The organism is Streptomyces sp. NPDC111520 (assembly GCF_055635295.1).
In genome coordinates, this window is record NZ_JBVKBW010000010.1 from 148,618 (window position 1) to 174,482 (window position 25,865).

The 25,865-nt window shown below is 73.4% G+C and carries 24 protein-coding genes; 12 read left to right on the forward strand and 12 right to left on the reverse strand.

Annotation, left to right across the window (positions count from 1 at the left end; genetic code table 11):
- Positions 1-10 precede the first annotated feature (10 nt).
- Complete coding sequence (gene cydD / locus ACZ7MY_RS24410) at positions 11-3,478, forward strand: thiol reductant ABC exporter subunit CydD (RefSeq protein WP_499604705.1); 3,468 nt, start codon at positions 11-13, stop codon at positions 3,476-3,478.
- 27 nt (positions 3,479-3,505) lie between these two features.
- On the forward strand, positions 3,506-4,651 hold the full coding sequence (locus ACZ7MY_RS24415) for a GAF domain-containing sensor histidine kinase (protein WP_499604707.1): 1,146 nt from the start codon (positions 3,506-3,508) through the stop codon (positions 4,649-4,651).
- Between the two features lie 15 nt (positions 4,652-4,666).
- Here ACZ7MY_RS24415 and ACZ7MY_RS24420 read toward each other — a convergent pair whose 3' ends face one another.
- A complete protein-coding gene (locus ACZ7MY_RS24420; RefSeq protein ID WP_499604709.1) occupies positions 4,667-5,527 on the reverse strand; it encodes an HAD family hydrolase in 861 nt (286 codons plus the stop codon).
- Positions 5,528-5,636: 109 nt separating this feature from the next.
- Between ACZ7MY_RS24420 and ACZ7MY_RS24425 the strand changes: the two genes are divergently transcribed.
- Positions 5,637-6,053 (forward strand): DUF6083 domain-containing protein, encoded by a 417-nt coding sequence (locus ACZ7MY_RS24425; RefSeq protein WP_499604711.1) that lies wholly within the window; start codon positions 5,637-5,639, stop codon positions 6,051-6,053.
- On the opposite strand, the gene ACZ7MY_RS24430 is transcribed toward ACZ7MY_RS24425, so the two are convergent.
- Positions 6,046-6,936, reverse strand: coding sequence for an LLM class flavin-dependent oxidoreductase (locus tag ACZ7MY_RS24430; protein ID WP_499604713.1), 891 nt, complete (start codon positions 6,934-6,936; stop codon positions 6,046-6,048). The genes ACZ7MY_RS24425 and ACZ7MY_RS24430 overlap by 8 nt on opposite strands.
- 382 nt (positions 6,937-7,318) lie before the next feature.
- On the opposite strand from ACZ7MY_RS24430, the gene ACZ7MY_RS24435 reads away from it, so the two are divergent.
- The 8 genes from ACZ7MY_RS24435 (at position 7,319) to ACZ7MY_RS24470 (ending at position 13,527) form a co-directional block, all read left to right on the forward strand.
- The gene (locus tag ACZ7MY_RS24435; protein WP_499604715.1) at positions 7,319-8,008 is read left to right on the forward strand and encodes a DUF6344 domain-containing protein; all 690 of its coding nucleotides are present in this window, start codon (positions 7,319-7,321) and stop codon (positions 8,006-8,008) included.
- Positions 8,009-8,891: 883 nt separating this feature from the next.
- Complete coding sequence (locus ACZ7MY_RS24440) at positions 8,892-9,806, forward strand: ABC transporter ATP-binding protein (protein ID WP_089225385.1); 915 nt, start codon at positions 8,892-8,894, stop codon at positions 9,804-9,806.
- Positions 9,793-10,698 carry an ABC-2 transporter permease gene (locus tag ACZ7MY_RS24445; protein WP_499604717.1) on the forward strand — a complete coding sequence of 302 codons (906 nt, stop codon included), beginning with the start codon at positions 9,793-9,795 and terminating at the stop codon, positions 10,696-10,698. The genes ACZ7MY_RS24440 and ACZ7MY_RS24445 overlap by 14 nt, the downstream gene beginning before the upstream one ends.
- The gene (locus tag ACZ7MY_RS24450) at positions 10,695-11,612 is read left to right on the forward strand and encodes an ABC transporter ATP-binding protein (RefSeq protein ID WP_499604719.1); all 918 of its coding nucleotides are present in this window, start codon (positions 10,695-10,697) and stop codon (positions 11,610-11,612) included. The genes ACZ7MY_RS24445 and ACZ7MY_RS24450 overlap by 4 nt, the downstream gene beginning before the upstream one ends.
- 22 nt (positions 11,613-11,634) lie before the next feature.
- The gene (locus ACZ7MY_RS24455; RefSeq protein WP_499604721.1) at positions 11,635-12,354 is read left to right on the forward strand and encodes an ABC transporter permease subunit; all 720 of its coding nucleotides are present in this window, start codon (positions 11,635-11,637) and stop codon (positions 12,352-12,354) included.
- Positions 12,355-12,462: 108 nt separating this feature from the next.
- The gene (locus tag ACZ7MY_RS24460; protein ID WP_499604723.1) at positions 12,463-12,720 is read left to right on the forward strand and encodes a hypothetical protein; all 258 of its coding nucleotides are present in this window, start codon (positions 12,463-12,465) and stop codon (positions 12,718-12,720) included.
- A gap of 26 nt (positions 12,721-12,746) precedes the next feature.
- Positions 12,747-13,355: a YceI family protein gene (locus ACZ7MY_RS24465; protein ID WP_499604725.1), complete on the forward strand. Its 609-nt coding sequence runs from the start codon at positions 12,747-12,749 to the stop codon at positions 13,353-13,355.
- Positions 13,356-13,395: 40 nt separating this feature from the next.
- Positions 13,396-13,527: a hypothetical protein gene (locus ACZ7MY_RS24470; RefSeq protein ID WP_499604727.1), complete on the forward strand. Its 132-nt coding sequence runs from the start codon at positions 13,396-13,398 to the stop codon at positions 13,525-13,527.
- A 348-nt stretch (positions 13,528-13,875) separates the two neighbouring features.
- Here ACZ7MY_RS24470 and ACZ7MY_RS24475 read toward each other — a convergent pair whose 3' ends face one another.
- From ACZ7MY_RS24475 to ACZ7MY_RS24515, 9 genes are all read right to left on the reverse strand, one after another.
- On the reverse strand, positions 13,876-14,691 hold the full coding sequence (locus ACZ7MY_RS24475) for an HAD family hydrolase (protein ID WP_499604728.1): 816 nt from the start codon (positions 14,689-14,691) through the stop codon (positions 13,876-13,878).
- Positions 14,688-15,965 (reverse strand): serine--tRNA ligase, encoded by a 1,278-nt coding sequence (gene serS, locus ACZ7MY_RS24480; RefSeq protein ID WP_499604730.1) that lies wholly within the window; start codon positions 15,963-15,965, stop codon positions 14,688-14,690. The genes ACZ7MY_RS24475 and serS overlap by 4 nt, the downstream gene beginning before the upstream one ends.
- A gap of 584 nt (positions 15,966-16,549) precedes the next feature.
- On the reverse strand, positions 16,550-17,479 hold the full coding sequence (gene pheA, locus ACZ7MY_RS24485; RefSeq protein ID WP_499604732.1) for a prephenate dehydratase: 930 nt from the start codon (positions 17,477-17,479) through the stop codon (positions 16,550-16,552).
- A 228-nt stretch (positions 17,480-17,707) separates the two neighbouring features.
- Positions 17,708-18,943: an iron uptake transporter deferrochelatase/peroxidase subunit gene (efeB, locus tag ACZ7MY_RS24490; RefSeq protein ID WP_499604734.1), complete on the reverse strand. Its 1,236-nt coding sequence runs from the start codon at positions 18,941-18,943 to the stop codon at positions 17,708-17,710.
- Positions 18,940-20,823, reverse strand: coding sequence for a copper resistance CopC/CopD family protein (locus tag ACZ7MY_RS24495; protein ID WP_499604736.1), 1,884 nt, complete (start codon positions 20,821-20,823; stop codon positions 18,940-18,942). Before ACZ7MY_RS24495 ends, efeB begins: the two co-directional genes overlap by 4 nt.
- Positions 20,824-20,833: 10 nt before the next feature.
- Positions 20,834-21,286, reverse strand: coding sequence for a copper chaperone PCu(A)C (locus ACZ7MY_RS24500; RefSeq protein ID WP_499604738.1), 453 nt, complete (start codon positions 21,284-21,286; stop codon positions 20,834-20,836).
- Positions 21,283-21,948, reverse strand: coding sequence for an SCO family protein (locus tag ACZ7MY_RS24505; protein WP_499604740.1), 666 nt, complete (start codon positions 21,946-21,948; stop codon positions 21,283-21,285). Before ACZ7MY_RS24505 ends, ACZ7MY_RS24500 begins: the two co-directional genes overlap by 4 nt.
- A gap of 79 nt (positions 21,949-22,027) precedes the next feature.
- A complete protein-coding gene (locus ACZ7MY_RS24510; RefSeq protein WP_499604742.1) occupies positions 22,028-22,789 on the reverse strand; it encodes a YcnI family copper-binding membrane protein in 762 nt (253 codons plus the stop codon).
- 96 nt (positions 22,790-22,885) lie between these two features.
- The gene (locus tag ACZ7MY_RS24515; protein WP_499604743.1) at positions 22,886-23,629 is read right to left on the reverse strand and encodes a hypothetical protein; all 744 of its coding nucleotides are present in this window, start codon (positions 23,627-23,629) and stop codon (positions 22,886-22,888) included.
- A 212-nt stretch (positions 23,630-23,841) separates the two neighbouring features.
- Here ACZ7MY_RS24515 and ACZ7MY_RS24520 point away from each other — a divergent pair, with 212 nt between their 5' ends.
- Complete coding sequence (locus tag ACZ7MY_RS24520) at positions 23,842-24,288, forward strand: ATP-binding protein (RefSeq protein ID WP_018558220.1); 447 nt, start codon at positions 23,842-23,844, stop codon at positions 24,286-24,288.
- Between the two features lie 82 nt (positions 24,289-24,370).
- Here the strand turns inward: ACZ7MY_RS24520 and ACZ7MY_RS24525 are convergent, their stop codons facing one another.
- Positions 24,371-25,828: an aminopeptidase P family protein gene (locus ACZ7MY_RS24525; RefSeq protein WP_499604745.1), complete on the reverse strand. Its 1,458-nt coding sequence runs from the start codon at positions 25,826-25,828 to the stop codon at positions 24,371-24,373.
- Between the last annotated feature and the right edge of the window lie 37 nt (positions 25,829-25,865).

Sequence of the window (25,865 nt, forward strand, 5' to 3'; positions counted from 1 at the left end):
GCTGTTTCACGTGAAACCCGTCGACCCCCGGCTGCTGAGGTACGCCCGCGCGACCCGTGTGTTCCTCGCCGTCTCCGTCTTGCTCGGGCTGGCCGGCGCGGGCCTGGTCATCGCGCAGGCGATGATCGTCGCGGAGATCGTCGTCGGGGGCTTCGAGGACGGTCTCGACGCCGGGGCGTTGCGTATCCCGCTGCTGCTGCTGCTCGCCGGCGTCGCGGCCGGCCGGGCGGCCGTCTCCTGGCTCACCGAGCTGTGCGCGCACCGCGCCTCCGCCGCCGTCAAGTCCCAGCTGCGCACACGACTGCTGGAGCACGTCACCGCCCTGGGCCCGGCGGGGCTCACCGAGCGGCGGACCGGCGAGCTCACCACGCTCGCCACCCGGGGCGTCGACGCCCTCGACGGCTACTTCGCCCGCTACCTGCCCCAACTGGGCCTGGCCGTCGTGGTGCCCGCCGCGGTCCTCGCCCGCATCGTCACCGAGGACTGGATCTCGGCGCTCACCATCGCCCTGACCCTCCCCCTCATCCCGGTCTTCATGGTCCTCATCGGCTGGGCCACCCAGGCCCGCATGGACCGTCAGTGGCAGCTGCTCACCCGGCTGTCCGGCCACTTCCTCGACGTCGTCGCGGGCCTGCCCACCCTCAAGGTCTTCGGCCGGGCCAAGGCCCAGGCCGAGTCCATCCGCGCCATCACCGCCGACCACCGGCGCGCCACGATGCGGACGCTGCGCATCACCTTCCTCTCCTCCTTCGCCCTGGAACTGCTCTCCACCATCTCCGTCGCCCTGGTCGCCGTCGGCGTCGGCATGCGGCTGGTCCACGGCGAACTCGACCTCTACACCGGGCTGGTCATCCTCGTCCTGGCACCCGAGGCGTACTTCCCGCTGCGCCAGGTGGGAGCGCACTACCACGCGGCCGCCGAGGGGCTCTCCGCCGCCGACGAGGTCTTCGCCGTCCTGGAGACCGCCCCGCCCCGCCGCGGCACGACCCCGGCCCCCGACCTGCGGACCGCCGTCCTCGAACTGGACGGGGTCGCGGTCGAGGGCCGCCTCGGCCCGGTCTCCCTGCGGGTCTCCCCCGGCGAGACGATCGCCCTCACCGGACCCAGCGGGATCGGCAAGAGCACCCTGCTCTCCGTGCTGCTGGGCTTCACCGAGCCGACCGCGGGACGGGTGCTGGCCGACGGCACCGACCTCGCCGCCCACGACCCGGCCGGCTGGCACCGGCAGATCGCCTGGGTCCCCCAGCGGCCGCACCTGTTCGCCGGCACCATCGCCGACAACGTACGGCTGGCCCGGCCGGACGCGGGCCCGGCCGAGGTCCGTGCCGCGCTCCTGGACGCCGGCGCCCCCGACCTCGACCCCGCGACGGCCGTCGGCGAGGGCGGGGCCGGGCTCTCCGCCGGGCAGCGCCAACGCGTCGCCCTCGCCCGGGCGTTCCTCGCCGACCGCCCGCTGCTGCTGCTCGACGAGCCCACCGCGGCCCTGGACGGCGAGACCGAGGCGGCCGTCGTCGACGCCGTCCGGCGGCTCGCGGCCGGCCGTACGGTGCTCCTCGTCGTCCACCGCCCCGCGCTGCTCGCCGTGGCGGACCGCACGCTACGGTTCGACGGCCCCCCGCAGCGGGCCGTACCGGCCGTCGCGGAGCGCCCTGCCCGGGCCGCGGCACCCGCACTTGCGCCCGAACCCCTCGGCGCCGGTCTCGCCGTCGCCCCCGCCGCGTCCGTCCCCTCCGCCGCCCCGCTGACCCGGGTGCGCCGGACCGCCTCGCCGCTGCGGCCGCGGTTCGCCCTCGCGCTGCTGCTCGGCGCCCTCGCCCTGCTGAGCGCCGTCGGCCTGATGGCGACCTCGGCCTGGCTGATATCCCGGGCCTCCCAGCAGCCGCCGGTGCTGTACCTGATGGTCGCGGTCACCGCGACCCGGGCCTTCGGCATCGGCCGGGCGGTCTTCCGCTACGCCGAGCGCCTGGTCTCGCACGATGCCGTCTTCCGCGCCCTCGCCGACCTCAGGGTCGCGGTGTACGGCCGGCTGGAGCGGCTCGCCCCCGCCGCGCTGCGCGACGCCCGGCGCGGCGACCTGCTCTCCCGCCTGGTCGCCGACGTGGACGGCCTCCAGGACTACTTCCTGCGCTGGCTGCTCCCGGCCGGTGCCGCCGCGCTCACCGGAACCGCGGCGGCCGGGTTCACCGCGTGGCTGCTGCCCGGGGCCGGAGCGGCCCTGGCGGTGGGCCTGCTCACGGCCGGCGTGGCCGTACCGGCCGCTTCCGCGGCACTCGCCCGGCGTGCCGAGCGCGCCCTCGCCCCCGCCCGCGGCGAACTCGCGGCCCAGGTGGCCGAGGTGCTCACCGGCACCGCGGAACTGACGGTCGCCGGGGCGCTGCCCGGACGCCGCGCCCGGGCGGCCGGGGCGGACCGCGTGCTCACCGGGATCGCCGCCCGCTCCGCGTCCGGCGCGGCCCTCGGCGCCGGACTCGGCGCCCTGGTCAGCGGACTCACCGTCACCGTCTGCGCCTGGGCGGGCGTACGGGCGGTGGCCGCCGGCGAACTGTCCGGGGTGGCGCTCGCCGTCGTGGTGCTGACCCCGCTCGCGGCCTTCGAGGCGGTGGCGGCCCTGCCGCTCGCGGCGCAGTACCGGCAGCGCAGCGGGCAGGCGGCGCGGCGCGTGTACGACGTGCTCGACACCCCCGCGCCCGTACGGGAGCCCGAGCACCCGGCCCCCGCGCCCGCCGGGCCCCACCCCCTGGTGCTGCGCGGGCTCACCGCCCGCCACCCGGGGCAGCCCCGGCCCGCGCTGGACGGCGTCGGCCTGGAACTGACGCCCGGACGCCGGATCGCCGTCGTCGGCCCCTCCGGGTCGGGCAAGACGACCCTCGCCCATGTGCTGCTGCGCTTCCTGGACGTCGAGGAGGGCACGTACACCCTCGCGGGCACCGACGCCACGGCCCTCGACGGCGACGCCGTGCGCCGTATGGTCGGCCTGTGCGCTCAGGACGCGCACGCCTTCGACAGCACGGTCCGGGAGAACCTGCGCCTGGCCCGCCCCGGCGCGGACGACGCGCGGCTGCGCGAGGCGCTCGCCGCCGCCCGGCTCGACCTGGACCTCGACCTCCCGGTCGGCGAGCACGGCACGCGCCTGTCCGGCGGCCAGCGCCAGCGGATGGCGCTGGCCCGCGCGCTGCTCGCCGACTTCCCCGTGCTGGTGCTCGACGAGCCCGCCGAACACCTCGACCTGGCCACCGCCGACGCCCTGACCGCCGATCTGCTGGCCGCGACCACGGGCCGGACGACCGTGCTGATCACCCATCGCCTCACCGGTCTGGAGGAGGTCGACGAGATCCTCGTCCTCGACCGCGGCCGGATCGTCCAGCGCGGGACGCACCGTGCGCTGTCCGCGGCCGACGGCCCGTACCGCCGGGGCCTGGAGCGCGAGCGCGCGGCCGACGCACTGGGCGCGCCGGAGCCGGAGTCGATCACGGCGTAGGACGCGGCACCGTCCTAGGCTCGCCGTATGGCAGAACCACTGGCCAGACTGCTGGACGCCGTCGGCTCGGTCACCACCGCGCTGCTGGCCGACGAACAACCGGGCGACGAGCAACCGGGCGACGACGCGCTCGACGTCGTCGCCGAGCAGGCCCGCGCGCTCGTGGGGGCCGACGCGGGGCTGCTTCTGCTGCCGACCGTCGAGGGCGGCCTCGAGGTGGTCGCGGTCTCGGCCGAACAGCCCGCGGGCCTGGTCGGCACGGTGCTCGAGGCGAACAGCCCGCCCGTGGTGCCGCTGATGGCGGGCGAGCCGGTGTTCGTGGAGGACGCGTCGACCGACGAACGGATGTCCTCGGCGATCGCCCCCCGCTTCGGCGCCTGCATGATGCTGCCGCTGCAGAGCAGCGGCCACGTGATGGGCGCGCTCGCGCTGCCCAGGACCCACGGCGCGCCGGGCTTCACCGAGGACGAGCGCTTCGTGGCCACCCAGTTCGCCGCGCAGGCGGCGCTGGCCCTGCTCATCGCCGACGCCCAGCGCGACCGCAACCGGCTGGCCGTCTACGAGGAGCGCGACCGGATCGCCCGCGACCTGCACGACCTGGTCATCCAGCGGCTCTTCGCGACGGGCCTGATGCTCCAGGGGGCCCGGCGCAAGGCGCTGCCGCCCGACGCCGAGGAGGGCATCGCGCACGCGGTCGAGGAGCTGGACGCCACCATCCAGGAGGTACGGACGGCGATCTTCGCGCTGCAGCAGGAGCCGCGGGACGACGCGCCGTCGGGACTACGCGCCCAGGTGCTCCGCGAGACCGGCTCCGCCGCCCGCGGCCTGGGCTTCCCGCCCTCCGTCCGCTTCGTCGGACCCGTCGACCACCGGGTCGGCGCGCTCAGCGCCCGCAACCTCGTGGCGGCGCTGCGCGAGGCGCTGTCCAACGTGCAGCGGCACGCCGACGCCACGTGGGTGGAGGTGGTGCTCGACGCCACCGCCGTCCTCGCCGACGGCCGCGAGGGGGTGCGGCTCATCGTCTCCGACGACGGCGTCGGCATCCCCGAGACCGGGCGGCGCAGCGGCCTGCGCAACCTCGCCCGCCGCGCGGAGTCGCTGGGCGGCGAGTCCACCTTCGGGCCGGGGCCGGACGGCAAGGGCACCACGCTCGCCTGGGAGGCGCCGTTGTGAGCCGCCCGGCCGACGTCAGCGGGCGGCGAGGATCCGCTCGATGACGCGGGCCACGCCGTCCTCCTCGTTCGCCCCGGTGCGGTGCGTCGTGGCGGCCAGCACGTCGGGGTGAGCGTTGGCGACGGCGTAGGAGGTGCCCGCCCACGACAGCATGGCGAGGTCGTTGGGCATGTCCCCGAAGGCCACCACCTCCTGGGCGGAGATGCCGAGGTCCGCGCAGCAGCGCGCGAGCGTCGTCGCCTTGCTGACGCCCGTGCCGCTGATCTCCAGCAGCGCCGAGGCGCTGGACCGGGTGATCTCGGCGTGCTCCCCGGCCACCGCCCGCGCGGCGCGCAGGAAGACGTCCGGGTCGATGGAGGGGTGCTTGGCCAGCAGCTTCAGCACGGGCTGGCCCTGCCGCGCGGTGTCCAGCAGCTCCTCCACCGGGGCGACCACCGCGTCGGGGGCGGGGGCGTACGGCGGGTACTCCGGCTCGTAGGCGAAACCGCCGGTCAGCTCGACGGCGAAGGTCGTGCCGGGGACGGCGGTGCGCAGGGCCGCGACGACCGCGAGGGCGTCCCGCGGGTCGAGGGGGTAGGCCGCCAGTAGCCGCCTGCCGCGGTGCAGGTCGTAGACGGCGGCGCCGTTGGCGCAGATCGCCATGCCGTGGCCGGCGGTGTGCGCGGCGACGACGTCCATCCACCGCGCGGGACGCCCGGTGACGAAGAAGACCTCGATGCCCGCGGCCTCCGCGTCCGCCAGCGCGGCGATCGTCCGGGCCGAGACGGTCTTGTCGTCGCGCAGCAGCGTGCCGTCCAGGTCGGTGGCGATCAGCCGCGGCGCGGGGGCCGCGAGGGTGGCGTCCGGGGTCCGGGGATGCTGGGTGGCTGAGGTCACCGACCCATGGTCCCCCATGTGCCTGCATATGACAGCAGGCGGGTGCGGAGTGCGAGCACCGCCACACTCTGCGCAGCCGGTTGTCAGTGCCGGGTGCCACGATCTCGCCATGGCCCTTGTGCGTTGTGAAGAACGGCCCGACCGGGAACCGGTGCTCCTGGCCGACGCTTTGCCGACCGTCGTGGACGGCATCCGCCTGGCCGCGCGCACCGCGATACCCGTCGCCGACCCGTCGGCCGGCACCCCCACGACCTGCGGCCGGTGCGCCTGCGCCGCGTACCGCCACCGCACCGCGGGCGGTCACTGGATCCTGGTGGAGCCCGGTGAGTGGCCGCCGGCCGCCGTCCCGGCCGGCCGCCGCTGGCGCGTCGCGGGCGACGGCACGGCGGTCAACCTGCGTGCCACCGTGCCCTCCGACACCTGCCGGATCAGCCACGTCGACGTCTGCCCGGCGGGCCCGCCGCCCGTGGCGTCGCCCGCGCTGCTCGTCCAGTGGCGGCGCAACGCCCGCCGCCGGCTCAACTGAGCTGGGCCGGCGCCTCGGTCGCGATGCGCTCGAAGACCTTCTCGTCCGCCGCGTAGACGGAGTCCGGCACCGGCCAGTGGAGCACGATCTCCGTGATGCCGGCCTCCGCGTAGCGGCCCGCGAAGTCGACGAACGCGTCGAGCGACTCCAGCGGGCGCTCGGCCGTCGAGCCGGTCAGTAGGACGCGGTCGAGCTCGCCCGGGTCGCGGTCGATCTCGGCGCAGGCGATCTCCAGCTGGTCGTACTGGCGCGAGACGACCTCGGGGCACTTGTCCACCGGCACGTCCGCCGGGCCCTTCGGGTCGCCGTAGGTCACCCAGGCCTGGCCGTAGCGTGCCGCCAGCCGCAGCCCGCGCGGGCCCGTCGCCGCCACCGCGAAGGGCAGCCGCGGCCGCTGCAGGCAGCCGGGGATGTTCCGCACCTCGTGCGCCGAGTAGAACTCGCCCTCGTAGCTCACCACCGGCTCCGTCAGCAGCCGGTCCAGCACGTCGACGAACTCGCCGAAGCGGTCGGCCCGTTCGCGCGGCGACCACGCCACCTGGCCCAGCGCCGTCGCGTCGAAGCCCACCCCGCCGGCGCCGATGCCGAGCGTCACCCGTCCGCCGCTGACGTCGTCGAGGGTGATCAGCTCCTTGGCGAGCGTCACCGGGTGCCGGAAGTTCGGCGAGGTCACGAGCGTGCCCAGCCGGATCCGCTCCGTCGTCGCGGCCGCCGCCGTCAGCGTCGGCACCGCCCCGAACCACGGGAGGTCCCGGAAGCTCCGCCACGACAGGTGGTCGTAGGTGTAGGCGGTGTGGAAGCCGAGCTCCTCGGCCCGGTGCCAGACCTTCCGCCCCTGCTCGTGCCAGCGGTAGATCGGCAGAATCACAGTGCTCAGGCGCATGTTCCCCACCCTACGGGGTGGCTCCGCGCCGGCCGGCCCGGTGCGGTCCGATGATCGGGACGGCAGCCGCCGTCCGGTGGAAACCCTTCGGCGAGCCGTGCCCGTCCGACCGGTGGCCCCGCACGCCACGGGAACCTGGGAGCGCCCCGCAGGGCGCCCCGGCCGGTTCACAGGGCCGCTACCCCGGGAGGGGGAGGGCCGCAACTCGGGGCGGCGCGGGCCGGAAGACCGGCGCCGGAGGGGCCGGCCGGGGCACGGCTGGGCCACCCGGGTGGTGTTGATCGGAATATCGGCACCCTCGGGGTGCGGCACCGAGGATTTCGTGCTCACTTCCGCATCATCGGATTAGTCGCTCCCGACTCACCGAAGGAAGTGAGAGGTCATGGCTGCCAACAACCGCGTCAGGACGTTCTGGGACGTCTTCGTGACGCTCCTGCTCAAGATGGTCGCGTACTTCGGGTTCGCCGTCCCGGTCTCGCGTAACACGGCTCCGGCCGCGCCGCGACCGGAGACCGTCCCCGGCACCCGGTTCCTCCCGACCGCCGAGGCGGTGCGCCACTGGGCGCCGGCTCCGCGTACGGAACCGGCACCACAACCGGTGGCCGTGGGAGCCGCCGCATCCGGATCGGGACTCCGTGCCGAACCGGGCGGCCGCACACCCGAGGTCCCGTCGTCGCGCAGTTTGTCCCGCCGGTCGTCGCTCACACCCACGCGCAGTTCGTCCCGCCGGTCGTCGCTCACACCCACGCGCAGTGCCTCCAGCCGGTCCTCCCTCACGCCCTCGCGCGGCTCGTCCAGCGGGTCGTCCCTCAGGCCGTACCGCGACGAGCCCGCCGTGGCCGAGCCGTCCGTTCCGTTCGAGTCCGCGCCCTGCCTCGCGGCGACCGGTTCCGGTGGACTGTCCCTGCCGCCGACGATGAAGCAGCGCATCCGCGCCGAGGCGCACGGCGCCTCGCCCGTGGCCCGTGTGCGCACCCGTCCGATCGGCGACGCGGGTCTCGACCCCGTGCTGAGCGACGCGACCGCCGCCCCGGCCCGTACCCCCCGCCGCGAGTGGGCGCTCTGCGCATGACCGCCGCGGACGCGCGTGACCAGTCCGTACGGCGTGCCGCACGGCCCCCGTTGACGGAACGTCAAGCCGCCCCGACCCCGCAGGCCGCGGAGGACCGCGACGAGCGGAACCCCCGAGGCGCAGCGCACCGGCACCACCACGGCGCCGGACACGGCACCCGCTCCAGCGGAACCGTCCGGACCCCCAGGACGACGGGCGCGCACGAGGGCCCGGGCCGGAGCACGGCGCAGAGCACGACTCCGAGCACCACCCCGAGCAGGAACCCAAGCACGAACCCAAGCACGAACCCGAGCACGACCGCGAGGACGAGGACGACGATGCCGGAGACGACCCGCACCCCCGAGGTTGTGCCGGTCACCGCCGGCTCGAACCGGCCCCACCCGTGGGCCACGTACCCTCCGGTCGCCGGCCCGCCCGAGCACGACGGCGGCCGACACCGCCGCATCCGCGCGTACGGCGGAGCAGGCGCGCCCCCGCCCCGCACGGCTGAGCACCGCACAGCCGAGCACCGCAACGCCGAACACCGCACAGCCGAACACCGCACACCCACGAACCCCCCACGCGGGCCCCGCACACGCGCATCCGCACGCCCGCACCCGCACCCGTATCCCCACCCCCACCCGCACCCGCACGCGCACCGCACGACCCGGCGCAGCGCCACGCAGCACCCCCGCGGGGTCCGGCCCGTCGAGGTCGACCGGTGGAGCCGACCGTGCTCCCGGACGACGCCCCGGCACGGCTGAACCGTGCGACCCGCAGGAGGAACCCCGGCAAGACGGACGCACCGCACCACCTCCCCTACGGGAAGGTCAACCCCAAGGACTACGCACAACCGCCCCCCAGACTGACGACGGGGTGTGGCCCGCGCCACTAGGTTCGTGGCGTGACTGTGATCGCTACCGAAAGCCTGACGAAGCGGTACCCGAGGGTGACCGCTCTGGACCGGCTCACCGTCGACATCGCACCCGGCGTGACCGGGTTGGTCGGTGCCAACGGAGCCGGCAAGTCGACCCTGATCAAGATCCTCCTCGGGTTGGCGCCGGCCACGGAAGGCCGGGCCGCCGTCCTGGGCATGGATGTGGCGACAGAGGGCGCGGCGATCCGCGCCCATGTGGGCTACATGCCGGAGCACGACTGCCTGCCCCCTGACGTGTCGGCGACCGAGTTCGTCGTCCACATGGCCCGTATCTCGGGGCTGCCGCCGTCCGCCGCGCGTGAGCGCACCGCGGACACGCTCCGCCACGTCGGCCTGTACGAGGAGCGGTACCGCCCCATGGGCGGGTACTCCACGGGCATGAAGCAGCGGGTGAAGCTGGCCCAGGCACTGGTCCACGACCCGCGGCTGGTGCTGCTCGACGAGCCGACGAACGGGCTGGACCCCGTCGGCCGCGACGACATGCTCGAGCTGATCCGGCGCGTCCACACCGAGTTCGGCATCTCCGTGCTGGTCACCTCCCACCTGCTGGGTGAACTGGAGCGCACCAGCGACCACATCGTCGTCATCGACGGCGGCTCCCTCCTGCGCTCCTCCTCGACCAGCGACTTCACGCAGGCGACCGCCTCGCTCACCGTCGAGGTCACCGAGCACGAGGACGAACTGGTGGAGAAGCTGACCGCCGCCGGGCTCAACGCGCACGCGGACGGCCGGCTGATCATGGTCGACATCGACGGGGACGAGACGTACGACGCGGTCCGCGACGCGGTCGCGGAGCTCGGCACGGGCCTGGTGCGCATGGAGCAGCACCGGCACCGCATCGCCGAGATCTTCCGGGGAGGGGACGAGCATGACGCAGCTTGAGGGCAGGCCGCCCGCCGCCGACGTCATCCATGACATCGGCTACCGGCACTACGACGGCCCGCGGCTGGGCCGGGGCTACGCGCGCACGTCGCTGTACGTCCAGAGCCTGCGCAGCGCGTACGGGCTCGGCCGCTCGGCGAAGTCCAAGGTGCTGCCGATGATCCTGCTGGCCGTGATGTGCGTGCCGGCCGGGATCATGGTCGCGGTGGCGATCGGCACCAAGGCGACCAAGCTGCCGATCGAGTACACCCAGTACGCGATCATCATGCAGGCGGTCATCGGCCTCTACCTGGCGGCCCAGGCCCCGCAGTCCGTCTCGCTGGACCTGCGGTTCAAGACGACGCCGCTGTACTTCTCCCGCCCGATCGAGGCGGTCGACTACGTCGCGTCGAAGTTCGCGGCGCTGACCACCGCGCTGTTCATCCTCACCGCGACGCCGCTGCTGATCATGTACGTCGGGGCGCTGCTGGCCAAGTTCGACGTGGGCGACCAGAGCGCGGGCTTCGCCAAGGCGATGCTGGCCGCCCTGCTGCTGTCGCTGCTGTTCTCGGGCATCGGCCTGGTGATCGCGGCGCTGACGCCGCGCCGGGGCTTCGGCGTCGCCGCGGTCATCGCGGTCTTCACGCTCTCGTACGGTGCGGTGACCAGCGTTCAGGGCGTGGCCTCGATCAACGGCAACGCCGACGTGATCGGCTGGCTGGGCCTGTTCTCGCCGATCACGCTGATCGACGGCGCGCAGACCTGGTGGCTGGGCGCGACCTCCAGCTTCCCCGAGGGCGCGGGTCCGAAGGACGCGGTCGTCGGTACGGTCTACCTCCTCGTCCTCCTCGCCGTGATCGCCGGCTCCTTCGGCCTGCTGATGCGCCGCTACCGAAAGGCCGTACTGTCGTGACCACCCTGTCCATCGACCACGTGTCCCGCTGGTTCGGCAACGTCGTCGCCGTCAACGACGTGACGATGACGATCGGCCCCGGCGTCACCGGCCTGCTCGGCCCCAACGGCGCGGGCAAGTCCACCCTGATCAACATGATGGGCGGCTTCCTGGCCCCCTCGGCCGGCACCGTCACCCTCGACGGCGCCACGGTCTGGCGCAACGAGCAGGTGTACCGGCACATCGGCATCGTCCCCGAGCGCGAGGCGATGTACGACTTCCTGACGGCCCGCGAGTTCGTGGTCGCCAACGCCGAGCTGCACGGGCTGCCGGACGCGGGGGCGGCGGCGCAGCGCGCCCTGGCCACGGTCGAGATGGAGTTCGCGCAGGACCGCCCGGTCTCCACGTACAGCAAGGGCATGCGGCAGCGCGCCAAGATGGCCTCCGCGCTGGTGCACGACCCGTCGGTGCTGCTGCTGGACGAGCCGTTCAACGGCATGGACCCCCGGCAGCGGCTGCACCTGATGGAGCTGCTGCGGCGGATGGGGGCCGAGGGCCGCACGGTGCTGTTCTCCTCGCACATCCTGGAGGAGGTCGAGCAGCTGGCGAGCCACATCGAGGTGGTCGTCGCCGGCCGGCACGCCGCCTCGGGCGACTTCCGCAAGATCCGCCGGCTCATGACGGACCGGCCGCACCGCTACCTGGTGCGCTCCAGCGACGACCGGGCGCTCGCCGCCGCGCTGATCGCGGACGGCTCCACGGCCGCCATCGAGCTGGACTGGAAGGAGCGGGCGCTGCGCGTCCAGGCGATCGACTTCGCCGGCTTCACCGAGCTGCTGCCGCGCGTCGCGCGGGAGCGGGGCATCCGGCTCTACACGGTCTCGCCGTCCGACGAGTCCCTGGAGAGCGTCTTCTCCTACCTGGTCACGGCGTAGGCAACGGCTGCAAGGAGTTCCGATGTTCAATCCCACCGTGGCCAGGCTGACCTACCGGGGGCTGCTGGGCCGCCGCCGGGCCCTGGTCCTGTTCGCCCTTCCCGCGCTGCTGATCCTGATCTCCGTGGCGGTGCGGGTGCTGGTCGGCGCCGACGACTCCATCGCGAGTTCGGTGCTCGGCGGCTTCGCGCTGGCGACGATGGTGCCGCTGGTCGGCGTGATCGCCGGCACCGGCGCCATCGGCCCGGAGATCGACGACGGCTCGATCATCTACCTGCTGGCCAAGCCGGTGCGGCGGCCGACGATCATCGTCACGAAGCTGCTGGTCGCCATCGCGGTGTCGGCGGTCTTCTCGGCCGTGCCGACGCTGATCGCCGGGTTCATCCTCAACGGCAACAGCCAGGGCATCGCGGTCGCGTTCACCGTCGCGGCGGCGGTCGCCTCCGTCACGTACGCGGCGATCTTCCTGCTGCTGGGCGTGGTGACCCGGCAGGCCGTGGTGTTCGGCCTGGTCTACGCCCTGATCTGGGAGTCGCTGATCGGCAGCCTGGTGCCGGGGGCGCGCACGTTGAGCGTGCAGCAGTGGGCCCTGGCGCTCGCCCAGAGGATCGCCGGCGAGGGCATGGTGACCTCCGACGTGGGCCTGCCGCTCGCGGTGGTGCTGCTGGTCGGTGTCACCCTCGCCGCGACGGCGTTCGCGGGGCAGCGGATGCGGTCGCTGACGCTGGCCGGCGAGGAGTGATCGTTCCGGCCTAGGGCCCGTTGCCTCGTAAGCCGCCCGGGTGGTCTTCTGCCGCCCGGGCGGCCCTGCTCCCCCGACGTCCGCACATCGGATTGTCAGATTTGCGGCGTGATGTCCGAGACTCCGCTGCTCTTCGCCGTGGGCGTGTTCCTGGCCGCCCTCGGCCTGCTCATCGCGCTGTTCAGCCCGGAGCTGGCCCACCACATCGACGCGCTCGCCGCGCTCTCCGTCGCCGGGCTCCGCCGCCTGTGGTCCCTCGACAAGGGTCCCCGGCGCTTCGTCCCCGTCCCCCGGAAGTGGGCTACGTCACAGGACTCATTGAAAATTCAAGGGAATGCGGTTACGGTGCATGAGGTTGAATCGTAAACCAACACGTCCCCAAGGAGTTCATCATGGGCCTCTTCAACCGTAAGAGCGACGCCGCCGAGACCGCTGCCGTCACCACCGCGGCGTCCGCCGACCTGGCGCACCTGACCGGTGAGTACACCATCGACCCGACCCACAGCGAGGTCGGCTTCGCCGTGCGCCACGCGATGGTCACCACCGTGCGCGGCCAGTTCGCGGAGTACGAGGGCAAGCTGCAGCTGGACGGCGGCAAGCCGGCCAACTCCTCCGCCGAGGTCACCATCAAGGTCGTCAGCATCGACACCAACCAGGCCCAGCGCGACGAGCACCTGCGCACCGGCGACTTCTTCGACGCCGCCACCTACCCGGAGATCAGCTTCCGCAGCACCTCCGCCGAGCAGGTCGACGACGAGACCTACCGCATGCACGGTGACCTCACGATCAAGGACACCACCAAGCCGGTCTCCATCGACTTCACCTACAACGGCTCCGCCACCGACCCGTACGGCAACCTCCGTGTCGGCTTCGAGGGTGCCACGACCGTCAACCGCGGCGACTGGGGCCTGACCTACAACGCGGCCCTCGAGGGCGGCGGCGTCCTGATCAGCGACAAGGTCAAGCTGACCTTCGACATCTCCGCGATCAAGGCGGCCTGAACCCGCTGAATACGCCGTCCCCTGCCGCACGACGGAGGGGATGGCAGTGGACGAGACGGCCGGCACCGCCGGCACCGGGCGCCGCCGCTCCGCACCACGCGGCGCGGCGGCCCGGGTCGTCCTCCCCGGCGTGGGCGCCTGGGTGCGCTCCACCCCCGGGACCCACCTCTGACTGAGCCGGGCTCCCGGCCGGTGCGCGCGCTGGCAGCGCGCTGTGGACCGAGTCCCCGGCGGCCTTCGGGCTCTACGCGCTCTGCTTCGAGGCCGTCCACGCCCCGGCCGAACGCCGGCTGGGCACCCGCCGCCTGCCGGCCTCGCTCTCTCGTACCGTCGACGTCGGCGTCAGCTACGGGCTCGCCGGGGTTTCCGGCGTGCTCACCACCGCGTACGACCGCCCCGGCGGCTGCCCTGCCTGCTCGCGGCGGCGGCTTCCTCGGCTACCCCCTGGTGGCCGAGGGCCGCACCTACACCGATCTCGGGCACGTCATCGCCCTGCTGACCGGCCTCGCCTGCCGCGGGCTCACGCCCCGGGGAAGAGCCGCTCCAGGACCAGCGCGATCCCGTCCTCGCCGTTGGAGGCCGTGACCTCGTCGGCGGCCGCCTTCAGCAGCGGGTGGGCGTTGCCCATCGCGACGCCGTGCGCCGCCCACTCGAACATCGGCAGGTCGTTGGGCATGTCGCCGAAGGCGATGGTCTGCGCGGCCGTCACGCCCAGCCGGCGCGCGGCCAGCGACAGCCCCCGGGCCTTGGACAGGCCCAGCGGCAGCAGCTCCACGATGCCCTCACCGGACATCACGGCGCTGACCAGGCCGCCGGCGGCCGCGGTCGCGGCCTGCGCGAGCTCGTCGTCCCCCGTGCCCGGGCGCTGGATGTAGAGCTTGCTGACGGGCGACGCCCACAGCCCGTCGACATCGTCCACCATGCCGCCCACCGGCAGCTCGGAGTCGAACAGCCGGTAGCCGGGGCCGAGCACGATGTCGCCGTCCACGCCGTCGAGCGCCGCCGCCACGGCCAGCGGGCCGGTCTCCGCCTCGATCGCGGCCAGCGCCGCCCGGGCGGTCTGCCGGTCCAGGGTGACCGAGGTCAGCAGCCGCCGCTCGCCCGCGTGGTAGACCTGCGCGCCCTGCATGCAGACGGCCAGGCCCTCGTAGCCGAGGTCGTCCAGGACGTGCACCGTACGGGCCACCGGGCGCCCGGTGACGACGATGTGGCCGGCACCTGCCGCGGTGGCCGCGGCGAGCGCCTTGCGGGAGCGTTCGGAGACGGTGTGGTCGGGGCCGAGCAGCGTGCCGTCGAGATCCGTCGCGACGAGGCGGTAGGGGAGCGGAGAGGTCACTTGGCGACCGGCTCCAGCACCTCACGGCCGCCCAGGTACGGGCGCAGCGCCTCGGGGACGCGGACCGAGCCGTCGGCCTGCTGGTGGTTCTCCAGGATGGCGACGATGGTGCGCGGGATGGCGCACAGCGTGCCGTTGAGGGTGGCCAGCGGGCGGGTGCCGTTCTCGTCCCGCAGGCGCACCGAGAGCCGGCGGGCCTGGAACTCGGTGGTGTTCGAGGTCGAGGTCAGCTCGCGGTACTTGCCCTGGGTGGGGATCCACGCCTCGCAGTCGAACTTGCGCGCGGCCGAGGAGCCGAGGTCGCCGGAGGCCAGCTCGATCACCCGGAAGGGCAGCTCGAGCGAGGTCAGCCACTGCTTCTCCCACTCGACCAGCCGCGCGTGCTCGGCCTCGGCGTCCTCGGGGCGGGTGAAGACGAACATCTCCACCTTGTCGAACTGGTGGACGCGGATGATGCCGCGGGTGTCCTTGCCGTACGAGCCCGCCTCGCGCCGGTAGCAGGGCGAGAAGCCCGCGTAGCGCAGCGGCAGCTTCGACGCCTCGATGATCTCGTCCATGTGGTACGCGGCGAGCGGGACCTCGGAGGTGCCGACCAGGTAGAGGCCGTCCTTCTCCAGGTAGTACACGTCGTCCTCGACCTGGCCGAGGTAGCCGGTGCCGGCCATGGCCTCCGGCTTGACCAGCGTCGGGGTCAGCATCGGGGTGAAGCCGGCCGCGGTGGCCTGCGCGATGGCCGCGTTGACCAGGGCCAGCTCCAGCAGGGCGCCGACGCCGGTCAGGTAGTAGAAGCGCGAGCCGGAGACCTTGGCGCCGCGGTCGACGTCGATGGCGCCGAGCAGCTCGCCGAGGTCGATGTGGTCCCGGGGCTCGAAGCCCTCGGCGGCGAAGTCGCGCGGGCTGCCGACGACCTCCTTGACGACGAAGTCCTCCTCGCCGCCGACGGGGGCGTCGGGGTGGACGATGTTGCCGAGCTGCAGCAGCAGGCGCTGCGCCTCCTCGGCCGCCTCGTGCTGCTCGGCGTCCGCGGCCTTGACGGCGGCGGAGAGCTCGCCGGCCCTCTTGAGCAGCCCGGCCTTCTCGTCGCCCTGCGCCTTGCCGATGAGCTTGCCCATCGCCTTCTGCTCCGCGCGCAGCTCGTCGAAGCGGGTACTGGACGACCTGCGCCGCTCGTCGGCGGAGAGGAGGGCGTCGACGAGCTCGACGTCCTCTCCACGGGCGCGCTGGGAGGCGCGCACACGGTCGGGGTCCTCACGAAGCAGGCGAAGGTCAATCACGGGAACAGGCTACCGGTGCGCCGGGTGCCGACGCGACAAGTTAAGTGCTTTATGGGGCGTTATGTCCGCTTCGAAAGGGGGGTGTGGGAAATGCCGCGCCGCCGATAATGGCGGGTCGGTTACCGTCAACCGAATTCTTCGCGTCCCTCCGGGGAGGGCATGTGCCCTGTGGACAACGGCAGTTGGGGCAGGTCCGGAGCGGAGAGTTATCCACAGGGGGAGGGGTTTCCCCCTCACTTGTCCACAGCCCGTGTGGATGGGCTGTGGAAGATGGACTTGATCATTCCGTGGGGTGGGTGCCGGGGCATGGATTCCCGCTCCAAACCCTCCCAACACTCCCTTTCGAGTGAGAACTCTTCCCTCTATCGAGTTGTTCGAAGGTATTGGGATGACGAATGATGACCTGTGGGCCTGCGGGCCCACTTGGTGCGAGTGTGCCGATTTGTCGATCTGGCGGTTCCTTGGGCGACTTGTTCTGTCGACTTATCCCCAGCCTTCGGCAAGGGCCTGTGGATAACGCGGTGGACAACCGAAGGGGCCACCGGTTGTTCACCGGAGGCCCCGTGAAGCGGTGCGCGAAGCGCTCAGACCCGCCCGTCCAGGGCGCGGCCCAGCCAGTCCGCCGCGGCCGTGAACTCCTCGTCGGTCGTCCCCTTGCGCTGCTGCGGCGGCACCTCGTCCGCGCGCGGGTAGGAGCCCAGGAAACGCACCTGCGGGCAGATCCGCTTCAGGCCCATCAGTGCCTCGCCGACCCGGCGCTCGGTGATGTGCCCCTCGCAGTCCACCGAGAAGCAGTACCGGCCGATCCCCTCACCCGTCGGCCGCGACTCGATGCGGATCAGGTTCACCCCGCGCACCGCGTACTCCTGCAGCAGCTCCAGCAGCGCACCGGGGTGGTCGTCGCCCAGCCAGAACACCGCGGAGGTCTTGTCGGCGCCGGTCGGCGCGACCGGCCGGGCCGGACGGCCGACCAGGACGAAGCGCGTCTCGGCGTTCGCCGCGTCGTGGATCTCGGTGGCCAGCGGCTCCAGCCCGTACGTCGGCGCCGCGAACTCGCCCGCGAACGCCGCGTCGTGGCGGCCCTCCGCCACCAGCCGGGCGCCGTCGGCGTTCGACGCGGCCGACTCCCATGCGGCGTCGGGCAGGTGCGCCGACAGCCAGTTGCGGACCTGCACCTGGGCCGCCGGGTGACCGGTCACGGTCTTGACGTCGCCGAGCCCCGTACCCGGGCGCACCAGCAGCGCGAACGCGATGGGGAGCAGCACCTCGCGGTAGATCATCAGCGGGGAGCCCGCCGCCAGTTCGTCCAGGGTCGCGGTGATGCCGCCCTCCATCGAGTTCTCGATGGGGACCAGGGCGGCCGCCGCCTCCCCGCAGCGCACCGCGTCGAGCGCGGCCTGCACCGAGACCATCGGCACCAGCTCCCGGGTGGCGGCCTCCGGCAGCGTCCGGAGCGCGGCCTCGGTGAACGTGCCCTCAGGGCCGAGATAGGTGTAACGGCTCGCCGGCGACATGCCAGCAGCCTAGGCCCTGTCGTCACAGTCCCTCCTGCCCCGCGCCGCCTGGCACGTCCCCCAGCTCCGCTGGGAGGTGCCCCCACACTGCGTTGTCGAACCGTCCGAGTAGCCCACTACGAGGACGATCCTCCGCCTTGCGATGCACCGCGCCAGACGACGCGGGGCCCGCCCTCCGGGCGGCCGGAGCTACTGTGACGACACGGCCCAGGCCCTGACGCGGCGCCCTCAGGACTCCAGCAGCCGCTGGCCGACGTACTCACCCGGTGCCGCCCCGCCCGGGACCGCGAAGAGCCCGCTCGCCTCGTGGCGCAGGAAGCGCGACAGGCCGTCGCCCCGGTCGAGCTTGCGCTGCACCGGCACGAACCCCTTGAGCGGGTCGGCCTGCCAGGCCACGAAGAGCAGCCCGGCGTCCGGCGCGCCGTCCTCGCGGTAGCCGTCGTGGTACGAGTAGCCGCGCCGCAGCATCGCCGCGCCGCCGTTGGAGGCCGGGGCGGCGACGCGGACGTGCGCGTCGGCGGCGATCGCGAACGCACGGCCGTCCGGGCCGATCCTGTCGAGGTCGGGCTTGCTCGACTCGGCGCCGCCTGACAGCGGGGCGCCGTCGGACTTGCGGCGCCCGATCACCTTCTCCTGACGCTCCAGGGGGAGGTTGTCCCAGGTGTCCAGCAGCATGCGGATGCGCCGGACGACCGCGTAGGAGCCGTTCGCCATCCACTGCGGCGAGCCGCCGGCGGGGACGAAGACGCGTGCGTCGAAGTCGGGGTCGGTGGGCCGGGGGTTGTTGGAGCCGTCGACCTGGCCCATCAGGTTGCGGGCGGTACGCGGCTCGGCCGTCGTGCCCGGGGTGCGGTTGAAGCCGTTCATCTGCCAGCGCAGGGAGGCCGTGCCCGCGGCCTCCTTCTGCAGCACGCGCAGCGCGTGGAAGGCGACCAGGGCGTCGTCCGCGCCGATCTGGATCCACAGGTCGCCCTCGCTGCGCCCCCGGTCGAGCGCGTCGGAGGCGAAGTCCGGCAGCGGGGCGAGGGCCTGCGGCATCCGTCCGCCCAACCCCGTCCTGGCGAAGAAGCCGCGGCCGAAGCCGAAGGTGACGGTGAGCGAGGACGGCCCGGCGTCCAGGGCGACCTGGTTGTCGCCCGCGGGCGCCCGGCCCTCCGTCATCGCCTCGGCCGCCGCCGACCAGCGGCGCAGCAGGGCCGCGGCGCCCTTGCGGCCGGCCCCCGCGGCCAGGTCGAAGGCGACCAGGTGGCCGCGGGCCTGCAGCGGGGTGGTGATGCCTGCCTGGTGGGTGCCGTGGAAGGGGACGGCCGTCGCGCCGACCGAGGTCAGCGCGGTGGCCTCGTCGCGCGTCGCGTGCGCGGTGACGGCGCCCGAGGCGCCGCCCACGAGCAGTCCGGCGGCGCCCGTCGCGCCCGCGGCGCCGAGCAGACGGCGCCGCGAGAGGTCCTGGGGACGGTCGTTCATGAGCCGATCTTCACTACCTTGGTGCGGGTGACCTGGTCGATGTCCGAGGTCCGGACGGTGACGGAGACCGTCCACTCCCCGGGGACGGGGATCTGGACGTTCTCGGCGCTCCAGTGACCGGTGTCGATCTTCCCGAGCGTCACCGGGATGGGCCCGATCTTCTTGGCCTTCAGCGTGAAGGAGACCTGCACCTCGGGGACGTCGAAGGCGCGGCCGTCGGGGGCGGTGACCAGCAGGTGGAGCTCGTTCTCGGCGATGCCGCCCGGGTCCAGGGTCACCTCCGCCTCGCCCTTGCCGTCGGGGCCGCCGGTGTCGAAGGGGATCCTCACGTCCAGCGGCTCGGGCACCTCGGAGACCGGCGCCGTCGCCTGCTGGGCGGCGCCCTCCTCGGCGGCCCTGCCCGGCTGGGTGCCGGTCAGCAGCGTCGTGACGGCCAGCACCACGATCGCGACGGCCACCTCCGCCAGCACCGACTTGCGCAGGCCCGTGCGCTCGGCGTCGGCGTCGCGCTCCTTGCGGGCGCGCTCCTTGGCGAGCGCCGCCTCCTGCCGGGCCAGCTGCCCGGCGCGCTCGGAGGCGTCACCGTGGCCGCCCGCGCCCTTGCGTCCCACCGCGACCGGCTGGGCGACGGCGGTCCTGCCGCGTACGGCGGCCGCCTCGCCGAGCCGCCTCGTCCAGCGGCGGGACAGCCAGGCCAGCTCCACCAGCACGATGACCAGGCCGACCTTGACCAGCAGCAGCTGCCCGTAGCCGGTGGACACCAGCGCGTCCCAGGAGCCGAGCTGACGCCAGGACTGGTAGACGCCGGTGACGACCAGGGTCACCACGGCCCCGAAGGCGATCTTCGAGAAGCGCTGCACCGTGGCCCGCTCCACGCGCTGCCCGCTCCACAGGGCGACCAGCAGCGCGGTGAGACCGCCGAGCCAGACGGCCATGGCCAGCAGGTGCACGATGTCGACGGGCATCGCCACCGACGCCTGGATGCCGACCGAGGCGTGCTCGGCCATGGCCCACGTCGCGGCGAGACCGACCGACACGACCGTGCCGCCGATAGCCAGCCCCCAGGCCAGGTCCTGGCGTTCGACCGGGTCCCTGCGTTTGGCCCAGCTGCCGAAGAGGACGGCGATGAACACCGCGCCCGCGGCGAGCAGCAGCAGCCGGGACAGCAGTGCCGCGCCGGGCCGGGTGTCCAGGACGTCGCGTACGCCGCCGAGGTCGAAGGCGTCGCCGAGGCCGCCGCCGTTCGCGTAGGGGGCGCGCAGCATCAGCAGCAGTATCGTCGCGGCGACCATCGCCGCCCAGCCGGTGGCCACCAGCCGCCGCATCGAGCGGGTGCGGGCGCCCTCCGGCCAGCACACGCCGATGAAGAAGGCGGCGCCGACCAGCAGCGCGAAGCCGAGGTAGGCGGCGTAGCGGGCGATGTCGTACAGGGTGCCGACGACACCGCCGCCCACCTCCTCGGTGGGCAGCGCGACCGAGGTCTTCGAGGGCGCGCCGATGGAGAAGGTGAAGGCGCCCGCCACCGGGTGGCTGTCGGCCGAGACGGCCTTCCAGGCGACGGTGTACGTACCGTCGCCGAGTCCCGGGCGCAGGGCGACGGCCGCGGTGGTGTTCCCACGGCCGCCGTCGTTCGCGTCACCGGTCTCGGCGCGTCTGCCGTCCGGGCCGAGGACACGGATGGCGTCCCTGGACAGCAGCACGCCCTCGGAGAAGGTCAGCCGCACCTGCGCCGGGGCGGTCTTCACCACCGACCCCTGGGCCGGGTCGGAGCCGATCAGCGCGGCGTGCGCGGACGCCGGCACGGCGGTGCCGAGCAGCAGGCCCAGCACCGCGAGCGGCAGGGCCAGCAGGCGCAGCACGGACTTCGTCATCACCCTCATGGCGCTCTCCTCAGTCCCCCGGACGGTAGCCCGCGGGCTCGACCGGGACGCGTACGTCGATGGTTCCGGCGTCGTCGAAGTGCAGCCGCAGCGCTATCCGCTCACCGGCCACGGGCTTGTGCTCGAGGTCCGTCAGCATCAGGTGGTTGCCGCCGAGCGCGAGCGTGAGCCGCCCGCCCGCGGGGACGGTGAAGGAGGTCACCCGGCGCATCCGGTTGTCGTCGGTGCTGTGCAGGGTGATGTCGCCGGACAGGTCGCTGGTGACGGAGGTCAGCCGGGCGTCCCGGTCCCCGGTGTTGGTGACGGTGAAGTACCCGGCCGCCATGTCCGCCAGCGCGGGCTGCGGGATGTAGGCGCCGCTCACCTTCAGTTCGGGGCCGTCCGGTGTTCCGGAGCAGGCCGTGGCGCCGAGCAGCACCAGGGCGGTCGCCGCCGTGACGCGCAGCAGGGAGCGGTGGGTCACGGCGTCCGTCCAGCGATGATCTTCGGCAGGTCGGCGCCGAACTCCTCGGACGTGGTGCCCGACATGTACAGCGCGTGTGCCTTGTCGTCCTTCGGCGAGTACGCGATCACCTGGGCGCCGTGCGTCACGGTGATGCTGCCGTCCTTCTCCTTCACCGGCTTCTCCACGTCCACGCCGAGCGTGCGCGCGCCCGCCTGGATGGTGGCGAAGTCACCGGTGAGGCCGACGAACGCCTTGTCCTGCGCGCCCAGCCACTCGCCGAGCCGCTGCGGTGTGTCCCGCTCGGGGTCGGTCGTCACGAAGACCACGACGAGCTTGTCCTGCTCCGCCTTCGGCAGCTTCGACTTGGCGATGGCGATGTCGCTCATCGTCGTCGGGCAGACGTCCGGGCAGTGGGTGTAGCCGAAGAAGAGCAGGGTCGGCCGGCCCTTGGTCCGCTCGACGAAGTCGTACCTCGCGCCGTGCGTGTCCTTGAGGATCATGTCCGGCTTCTCGAACGGCGTGTCGAGGACGGTGGCCGCCTTGGGCGTGGCGTCGATGGAGACGGCCGGCTCGGCGCCGGAGGCGTCGGCCCCGCCGTCCGGGCCGCCGCAGGCGGCGAGGGTCAGGGCGAGTGCGGCGACGGCGGCGGCCGAGGCTGCCGCCCTGAGGGTGGTACGCATCAGGGGTTCCCCAGGAATTCGTTGCGGCGCCGGGGCGGCCGCGGTGCGTGCGCGGTGCGGCCGCCCCGGCGATGGTGCGTCAGGCGGACGGCGTGCCCGTGCCGCGGCGACGGCCGGCCAGCACACCGAAGGCGACACCGGCCACGCCCACGACGATGCCGACGATGCCCAGCGCGCGTGCGGTGGTGTCGCTGGCGTCGGCCGAGGCGGCCTTCTCCGTGGCGGCGTCGCCGCTCGCCGAGACGGGCTCGGCCTTGGCGTCGTCCTTCTTGTCGTCCGCGGTGGAGGCGTCGTGGTGACCGTCGTCCGCCGCGTCGGCGAGGGTCAGCACGGGAGCGGGGTGCTCCGGCTCCTCCTCGCCCTTTTGCTGCTCCTCGATCCAGCGCACGACCTGCTTGTCGTCGTACGTCTGGAGGGCCTTGAAGACCAGCTGGTCGGTGTCCTCGGGCAGCGGCCCCAGGGAGACCGGGAACTGCTGGAACTCGCCGGGCTTGATCTCCCCGCCGCTCCAGGTGATCTTCGTGACGGCCTCGGTGATGTCACCGTGCCCGGTCTTCAGCGGGGTCGGGAGCTTGCTCTTGGTGATCTTCACCGTCCAGCCGGGCACCGGCTGGGTGGAGACGGAGGCGATGGGGTGGTCGATCGGCAGGTTGACCTCGACCTTGATCGTCGCAGCCTTGTCGTCCTCGTTGGGGACCTTGAACGCGACCGTGCTGTAGCCGCCCTTGGCGGCGTTGCCGGGCTGGACGCTCACGTGCGCGAAGGCGGGAACGGCGGTGGCGAGCACGGCCGCCCCGGTGACGGCGGCGAGGGCGGTGGCGCGGCGCATGACGGTGTTCATGATGCGGAGACTCCACGGTGACGGAGGGAAGGTGTCGGATGGCACGCGTGCGGCGCGCGCGATTCCGCCCTCATACGTCGGTTGAGCGGATCGCGTTCAGGCCGCGGGGGCGTACGCCGGCGGCCCCCGCCGGGCCAGGCTGTGCCGCAGCAGCACCGTGCGCGGTGCGCGGTCGGGGCCGTCGGCGCGGCCCGCGCCGGGGACGGCGCAGGGCGCCGCCGGGTTCCCGGACAGCAGCAGGCGCACCAGCGCGACCGCGTGGCGCAGGGCGGCGCCGGACAGCTCGGCCAGCCCGCGGGCCGACAGCGCGAGCAGCCGCCACAGCGCGGCCTCGCCGCGACGCAGCAGCCAGCCGGCGGTCACCGCGGCGACCACGTGCGCGAGCAGCATGGGAAGGCTGTAGGAGAGCATCGTGCTCTCGGTGACCGCGGGGGGCATCCCGGGCATTCCCGTCATCCCGGGCATGTCCGCCATGTGGCCCGTCCCGGTGACGGCGTGCGCGTGGGCGGGCAGCGCCGCCGCCCGCTCGTCGCAGAGCAACCGCCCGGCGATCGCGGCCACGCCGCCGCCACCGCAGATCCCGCCCACGTTGAACAGCACGTGCAGGACGAGCTGTCCGCCCGCGAGACCCGTCGAGATGGCGGGCATCGAGCGCTCCCGCCCGGCGAGCGGGGCGACGAACGCGAAGACGACGAGCCAGCCCGCCGCCAGCGTCCAGCCGGGCACCCCGTGCCCCGACGCCAGCATGTGCGCGCCCGCGGACAACACGACGCAGACCGCGGTGAACACCGCGGCCCGCAGCAGTCGCAGATCGGCGCCGGCGCGCACGGGGGAAGACATGACGGGCGTCATCCTCTCACCGAGTGCCCCTCCTGCGAACGGCGGGGCCCGGAACACGCCGGTCTGTGCTATGGCGTCCGGTGCCGTTCCTACACCCGCCTACGGACCGAGGGCATCCGCCGTATGGCTGGCATCACGTCAACGCCACGCTTACCGACCGTGTTTCGGGGCAATACGTATCGGTATGTCGAGCCGCAGCCAGGAGGCTGAGCATGAGCATCTGGTGGTCCCTCCACTTGCGGCGCGAGGCTGCGAGCGTTCCGCTCGCCCGCCGGCTCCTGCTGGGGACGATGGAGACGGCCGGGGTGGACCCGGACATCTCCTACGACCTGTCCGTCGCCCTCACCGAGGCCTGTGCCAACGCCGTTGAGCACGCGGCCCACGGCGAGTACCGGGTCACGGCCCGCATCGAGGGCGACCGCTGCCGCATCGAGGTGGCGGACTCCGGCCCGGGTTTCGCCCCGGACCTGCGCCGCACGCACCACTCCGTACGCCCGCTGGCGAAGAAGGACCAGCACGCCGAGCACGGGCGCGGGCTCTTCCTGATCGAGGCGCTCGTGGACCACGTCCACTTCCACAACCGTCCCGGGCACGGGGCGGTGGTCAGTTTCGACAAGATCCTCAAGTGGCGGGACGACTCGCTGCTCAAGGTCTCCTGACGCACGCGGTCCCCTGACGCACGGAGGCCGGGGCCCCACGGAGGTCCGTGCGGCCCCGGCCGTCCGTCAGGGTGGCGGGGGGTCAGCCCTTGAGCTCCGCCATCCAGCGCTCGACCTCGTCGGAGCGGCGCGGCAGGCCGCCGCTGAGGTTCCGGTTGCCGTCCTCGGTGACGAGGATGTCGTCCTCGATGCGGACGCCGACGCCCCGGTACTCCTCCGGCACGGTCAGGTCGTCGGCCTGGAAGTACAGGCCCGGCTCGACGGTGAGGACCACGCCCGGCTCCAGCGTGCCGTCGACGTAGGTCTCCGTGCGGGCGGCGGCGCAGTCGTGGACGTCCAGGCCCAGCATGTGGCCGGTGCCGTGGAGGGTCCAGCGGCGCTGCAGGCCGAGCTCGAGGACGCGCTCGACCGGGCCCTCGACCAGGCCCCACTCGACGAGCTTCTCGGTGAGCACCCGCTGGGCGGCGTCGTGGAAGTCACGGTAGGCCGCGCCGGGGCGGACGGCGGCGATGCCGGCCTCCTGGGCCTCGTACACGGCGTCGTAGACCTTCCGCTGGACGTCGCTGTACGTGCCGTTCACCGGCAGCGTGCGCGTGACGTCGGCGGTGTAGAGGGTGTGCGTCTCCACGCCGGCGTCGAGCAGCAGCAGGTCGCCGGAGCGGACCGGGCCGTCGTTGCGGACCCAGTGCAGGGTGCAGGCGTGCGGGCCCGCCGCGCAGATGGAGCCGTAGCCGACGTCGTTGCCCTCGACGCGGGCGCGCAGGAAGAACGTTCCCTCGATGTAGCGCTCGGAGGTCGCCTCGGCCTTGTCCAGCACCCGGACGACGTCCTCGAAGCCCCGGGCGGTGGAGTCGCAGGCCTTCTGCAGCTCGCCGATCTCCCACTCGTCCTTGACCAGCCGCAGCTCGGACAGGAACTCCTTCAGCTCGGCGTCGCGCTCCGCGGTGACCTTGTCGGTCAGCGCGGCCTCGACGCCGGCGTCGTAGCCGCGGACGACCCGGACCGGGCCGGTGGCCTCGCGGAGCGCGTCGGCGACCTTGCGGACGTCGGCGCACGGCAGGCCCAGCACGACCTCGGCCTCGGCCAGGCTGTGGCGGCGGCCGGTCCACAGCTCGCCCTGGCCGTCCAGCCAGAACTCGCCGTTCTCCCGGGAGGAGCGGGGGAGCAGGTAGGCGGTGGCGTCGTGAGATCCGTCACCGTTGGGCTCCAGGACCAGGACGGCGTCCTGGGTCTGGTCGCCCGTGAGGTGGACGTACTCGCTGGCGGCACGGAACGGGTAGTCCGTGTCGTTGGCGCGGGTGCGCAGGTTGCCGGCCGGGACCACCAGCCGCTCGCCGGGGAACCGCGCGGACAGCGCGGCACGCCGCTTGGCCGCGTACGGTGCCTGCTCGACCGGCTGCAGGTCGTGCAGTTCGGTGTCCGCCCAGCCGGACTTCATCACCTCGGTGAGCTCGTCGGAGACGGCCGGATACAGGCCGTTCTTCCGCTGCTTGATGGGCTCGTCGCCTTCCGGGGTCTCCGGAGCGCGGTCCTCGACCACGTCGTGCCTCCTCGCTGTAGACCACCCCATCGTAAGT